Raw genomic sequence first — 4,736 nt, 5'->3', positions numbered from 1 at the left:
TCCGTGGCGTGCGTACGCCTCGTCGTCCTCGAAGGTCTCCCCGGCGACCGGATACGGATAGAAGTAGTCGTCCCAGTGGACGGCGTCCACGGCGTACCGCGCGACGGCGTCCAGCATGGCGTCCTGCACGAAGCGCCGGACCTCGGGCAGCCCGGGGTTGTAGTAGAGCTTCCCGCCGTAGGGCAGGACCCACTCCGGGTGGACAGCCGGGAGTTCCGTGGGATGTGGCTCGCGACGGTCGCGAACCGCGACTGGCCCTCCAAGCCGGGACTGACGGCCGCGCGCCAGCGGGCCGAACTGCTCGCGTATCTCGACACGGCCGTGGCGCGCGGGCTGAACGCCGTCGTCCTCCAGGTGCGGCCGACGGCGGACGCCCTGTGGCCGTCGCGGTTCGAACCCTGGGCGCAGTGCCTGACCGGCACCCAGGGCAGGGATCCCGGCTGGGATCCGCTGGGCACGGCGGTGCGCGAGGCGCACGCGCGCGGCCTGGAACTGCACGCCTGGTTCAACCCGTACCGCGTCGCGAACCACACCGATCCCGCGCGGCTGACCGCCGGCCATCCGGCCCGTGTCCACCCGGAGTGGGTCCTGCCCTACGGCGGGAAGCTCTACTACAACCCCGGGCTGCCCGAGGTCCGGCGCTTCGTGCAGGACGCCATGCTGGACGCCGTCGCGCGGTACGCCGTGGACGCCGTCCACTGGGACGACTACTTCTATCCGTATCCGGTCGCCGGGGAGACCTTCGAGGACGACGAGGCGTACGCACGCCACGGAGCCGGATTCCCGGACCGTGCGGCCTGGCGGCGGGACAACACCGACCGGCTGGTCAAGGAGACCGCGGCGCGGATCAGGAGGACCGGAAAGAACGTGCGCTTCGGGATCAGCCCGTTCGGAGTGTGGCGCAACGCCGCCACCGATCCGCTCGGCTCCGACACCAGGGCCGGCGTACAGACCTATGACGATCTGTACGCCGACACCCGCGCGTGGGTCCGGCGAGGCTGGATCGACTACATCGTGCCGCAGCTCTACTGGCACATCGGTCACGCTCCGGCCGACTACGCGAAGCTGCTGCGCTGGTGGGACGGTGCCGTCCGAGGGACGGGCGTCGACCTCTACGTCGGGGAGGCCCTCTACAAGGCGGGTGACCGCGCCCAGCCCGCCGCCTGGCGGGACCCGGCCGAACTGTCCCGGCATCTCACGCTGGCCAGGAACGTCGCGGGAGTGCGCGGGCACTGCTACTTCTCGGCGAAGGAGGTCCGCGCCGATCCGATCGGCGCGATGTCACGTGTGGCGGCGGAGCACTACGGCAGACGCGCCGGGAAGTGACGGAGGCCGGGGCGGGAGCCGGCCGGTGGGCCAGGTGAGGGGCGGTACGCGTCGGACGCCGGGGGTCAGGTGCTTGATCGCTGGGTGACCGCGATGCAGACCAGGACCGCCACGGCCGCCACCGGCGCGGCGGGCGTCAGGTGCTCACCGAGCAGGAGCACCGACCAGACCAGCGTCAGTACGGGCTGGGCGAGTTGGAGCTGACTGGCCTTCGCGACACCGATCGACGCCATGCCCCGGTACCAGACGTACAGGCCGAAGAAGGTCGAGCCCGCCGCCACCCAGACGAGCCCGATCGCTCCATGGGCCGTCCAGCGCGCGGGTTCGACGGTGAGGGCCGCCGCCGCGCCCACCGCCGAGAGCGGCAGACATCCGATCAGCGCCCAGCCGATCACCTGCCAGCCGGGCATCTCCCGGGCGAGCCTGCCGCCCTCCGTATAGCCCGCCGCGCACACCAGCAGCGCGCCGAACAGATACAGATCGCCGGCCGAGAGGGCTCCGCCGCTCTGCTGGACCGCGAAGGTGATCACCACGGCCGCGCCGGCGAGCGCGGCCGACCAGAACGTACGGGACGGGTGCCGGCCCCTGCGTACGGTACGTAGCGCCGCGAACGCGGCCGTCGTCAGCGGGAGCAGCCCGACCACCACGGCCGCGTGCGAGGTGGTGGAGGTCTCCAGCGCCAGCGTCGTCAGCAGCGGAAAGCCCACGACGACTCCGCCACCGACCACCGCGAGCCCGCTCCAGTGCCGGCGTTCGGGAACGGGGACGCGCAGCGCCAGCAGAAAGCCGCCCGCGATCAGGGCGGCGAGTGTGCTGCGCAGGGCGACGAGCGACCAGGGACCGAAACTCTCCAGGCCCCACACGGTGGAAGGGAAGGTGAGCGAGAAGGCGACGACGCCCAGCGCCGCGAGGAGGGTGCCGCCGCCGACCGTTATCGAAGTGTGTGGAGTAGCGCTATCCTGTGCTGTCATGCATGAGCGTAGCAGTGTGGCAGGTCTCGCGGATTCGTTGCGGCAGGAGCTGAACCGCTACTCACCCGGTGGAAAGCTGCCGTCCAGCAGGGCGCTGGTCGAGCGTTACCGTGTCTCCCCGGTGACCGTCTCCCGCGCCCTCGCCCGGCTCGCCGCGGAGGGACTCGTCGTCACACGTCCCGGCGCCGGAGCCTTCCGCGCGCCCGCGCGGGCCGGTGCTCCGGCCCGTGGTGACACCTCCTGGCAGGAGGTCGCCCTCAGTGCCGACGCCGCCGCCGAGCTCGTACCGCGCGCCGTCGACGCCTCCGGGGTCCTGGTCACGCTGGCCGCGCCGCCGCCCGGCGTCATCGAGTTCAACGGCGGCTATCTCCATCCCTCCCTCCAGCCGGAGCGGGCGATGGCCGCCGCGCTGGCGCGGGCGGGCCGCCGGCCCGGCGCCTGGGGCAGGCCGCCCACCGACGGTCTGCCCGAACTGCGCGAGTGGTTCGCCCGGGGGATCGGCGACCCGGTCACGGCGGCGGAGGTCCTGGTCACGGCGGGCGGGCAGAGCGCGCTGACCACCGCGCTGCGGGCGCTGGCCCCGCCCGGCGCACCCGTGCTGGTCGAATCGCCCACCTACCCGGGGATGCTGGCGATCGCACGCGCCGCCGGGCTGCGGCCGGTACCCGTACCGGTGGATCCCGACGGTGTACGGCCCGAGCTGCTCGCCGCCGCCTTCCGGGCCACCGGCTCCCGGCTCTTCGTCTGCCAGCCGCTCTTCCAGAATCCCACCGGCGCCGTGCTCTCCCCGGCCCGCCGTCCCGAGGTGCTGCGGATCGCCCGGGAGGCCGGGGCCTTCGTCGTCGAGGACGACTTCGTACGGCGGCTGGTGCACGAGGACGCGGGCCCGCTGCCCAGGCCGCTCGCCGCCGACGACCCGGACGGAGTGGTCGTCCATGTCTGCTCGCTCACCAAGGCGACCTCGCCGAGCCTGCGGGTCGGCGCGCTGGTGGCGCGCGGCCCGGTTCTGGAGCGGCTGCGCGCCATCCATGTCGTCGACACCCTCTTCGTCCCGCGCCCGCTCCAGGAGGCCGCGCTGGAACTCGTCGGCTCCGCGGCCTGGAACCGCCATCTGCGCTCGGTCTCGTCTGCGCTGCGGGTCCGCAGGGACACGCTCACGGCGGCGCTCCGGGGCGAGCTGCCCGAGCTGGACCTGCCGTACATTCCCTCCGGCGGCTATCACCTCTGGCTCCGGCTCCCCGACGGCACCGACGAGCAGGCCGTCGTCTCCGCCGCGCTGCGCGCGGGAGTCGCGGTCGCACCGGGCCGCCCGTACTTCAGCGCCGAACCTCCCGCCGCTCAGCTCCGGTTGAGCTTCGCGGCGGTGGCGGGCCCGGCCGAGATCACCGAGGGGGTACGCAGGCTCCGCACGGCCTGCGACGAGGCGATCGGCGGACCGGGCCCGCGAGCGACGGCCGGGTAGACCTCGTGCCGGGGCCGTCCCGCCGCAAGGAACCCCTTGACCTGCGGGAGATTCGGCTCCACGATCGCGGCCATGAGTGTTCGGGTCACGTTGGTCGCCGCGGCGCGCAGCTCGGACGTGTTCGACGAGCGCTTCGACGACGACCGGCCGCTCGACCAGGTCGGATGGTACGAGATGCAGCTCGCCGCCCACACCCTGATCCCGCTGGCCGCCGCGGATCTCCGCTACTGCTCACCGACGCCGCGCAGCCGCGCCACCGGTGACGCGCTGGGCTTCGCGCCGCTCGCCCAGCCCGCGCTGCGCGACTGCGACATGGGCCGCTGGCGCGGCTTCACCTTCTCCGAGGTGGTGGCCCGCGAGCCGGCCGCCGTCGACGCGTGGATCGCCGATCCGCGGGCCGCGCCGCACGGCGGCGAACCTCTGCTGGCCTTCATCTCGCGGATAGGCGGATGGCTGGACACCCGCCCGGCCGAGGACATCGCCGCCATCGTCGCGGTGGCGGAGCCGGCGGTGGTACGGGCGGCCCTGGTGTACGCCCTGAAGGCCCCGCCCCGTACGTACTGGTACGTGGATGTCCGCCCGCTGTCGACCGTCACCCTGAGCGGTACGCCGGGCCGCTGGCATCTCCAGATCGGCTCGGCGGCGTAGCACCCGCCGGCGCGGTCCTGAGGTCGCCGTGCGACCACGGGCGCGCGAAGAACGCCTCGTACTGAGCGGCCCGGCGACAGCGCACTCGTCGCCCGCCGCGCCCGCCCCCGCCGCGCCCGTCGCCGGTCAGCCCGCACCCGGTGCCGTGCCGGGCCGCGCCGGCCCGGCACCGGCGTGGGCGTTCCGTCAGGCCGTGCCCAGTGTTTCCAGGATCTGCTCCCCGTACTTGGCCAGCTTGTTCTCGCCCACTCCGTTCACCGTGCCCAGCTCCGCCAGCGTCGACGGCGCCAGCAGGGCGATCTCGCGCAGCGTCGCGTCATGGAAGACCA

5 protein-coding genes and 1 pseudogene are annotated in these 4,736 nt (G+C 73.5%); 3 read left to right on the top strand and 3 right to left on the bottom strand.

Annotated elements, in window-relative coordinates; all coding sequences use genetic code 11:
• Nucleotides 1-201 (bottom strand): annotated as a pseudogene (locus BFF77_RS33920) (family 10 glycosylhydrolase); the annotation flags it as partial.
• Here BFF77_RS33920 and BFF77_RS30625 point away from each other — a divergent pair.
• Complete coding sequence (locus BFF77_RS30625; protein ID WP_483855222.1) at nt 124-1,326, top strand: glycoside hydrolase family 10-like protein; 1,203 nt, start codon at nt 124-126, stop codon at nt 1,324-1,326. The pseudogene BFF77_RS33920 and the gene BFF77_RS30625 sit on opposite strands and share 78 nt — an antisense overlap.
• Nucleotides 1,327-1,391: 65 nt before the next feature.
• Here BFF77_RS30625 and BFF77_RS30620 read toward each other — a convergent pair whose 3' ends face one another.
• The gene (locus tag BFF77_RS30620; RefSeq protein WP_066956546.1) at nt 1,392-2,297 is read right to left on the bottom strand and encodes a DMT family transporter; all 906 of its coding nucleotides are present in this window, start codon (nt 2,295-2,297) and stop codon (nt 1,392-1,394) included.
• Here BFF77_RS30620 and BFF77_RS30615 point away from each other — a divergent pair.
• Both BFF77_RS30615 and BFF77_RS30610 read left to right on the top strand, forming a co-directional pair.
• Nucleotides 2,296-3,759 (top strand): aminotransferase-like domain-containing protein, encoded by a 1,464-nt coding sequence (locus tag BFF77_RS30615; protein WP_066956542.1) that lies wholly within the window; start codon nt 2,296-2,298, stop codon nt 3,757-3,759. The two genes, BFF77_RS30620 and BFF77_RS30615, sit on opposite strands and share 2 nt — an antisense overlap.
• Nucleotides 3,760-3,831: 72 nt before the next feature.
• Nucleotides 3,832-4,407 carry a histidine phosphatase family protein gene (locus tag BFF77_RS30610; RefSeq protein ID WP_066956549.1) on the top strand — a complete coding sequence of 192 codons (576 nt, stop codon included), beginning with the start codon at nt 3,832-3,834 and terminating at the stop codon, nt 4,405-4,407.
• Nucleotides 4,408-4,593: 186 nt separating this feature from the next.
• On the opposite strand, the gene BFF77_RS38305 is transcribed toward BFF77_RS30610, so the two are convergent.
• Nucleotides 4,594-4,674: a hypothetical protein gene (locus BFF77_RS38305; protein WP_425424449.1), complete on the bottom strand. Its 81-nt coding sequence runs from the start codon at nt 4,672-4,674 to the stop codon at nt 4,594-4,596.
• Between the last annotated feature and the right edge of the window lie 62 nt (nt 4,675-4,736).

Source organism: Streptomyces lushanensis, from assembly GCF_001700515.1.
GTDB lineage: Bacteria > Actinomycetota > Actinomycetes > Streptomycetales > Streptomycetaceae > Streptomyces > Streptomyces lushanensis.
The sequence above is the reverse complement of the archived record's forward strand: the minus strand, read 5'-3'. Positions and strand labels throughout refer to the sequence as shown.

What these genes read in the sequence shown, in the direction of transcription:
- BFF77_RS30620 (WP_066956546.1), bottom strand. Translation starts at nt 2,297, where the DNA reads ATGACAGCACAGGATAGCGCTACTCCACACACTTCGATAACGGTCGGC.
- BFF77_RS30615 (WP_066956542.1), top strand. Translation starts at nt 2,296, where the DNA reads ATGCATGAGCGTAGCAGTGTGGCAGGTCTCGCGGATTCGTTGCGGCAG.
- BFF77_RS30610 (WP_066956549.1), top strand. Translation starts at nt 3,832, where the DNA reads ATGAGTGTTCGGGTCACGTTGGTCGCCGCGGCGCGCAGCTCGGACGTG.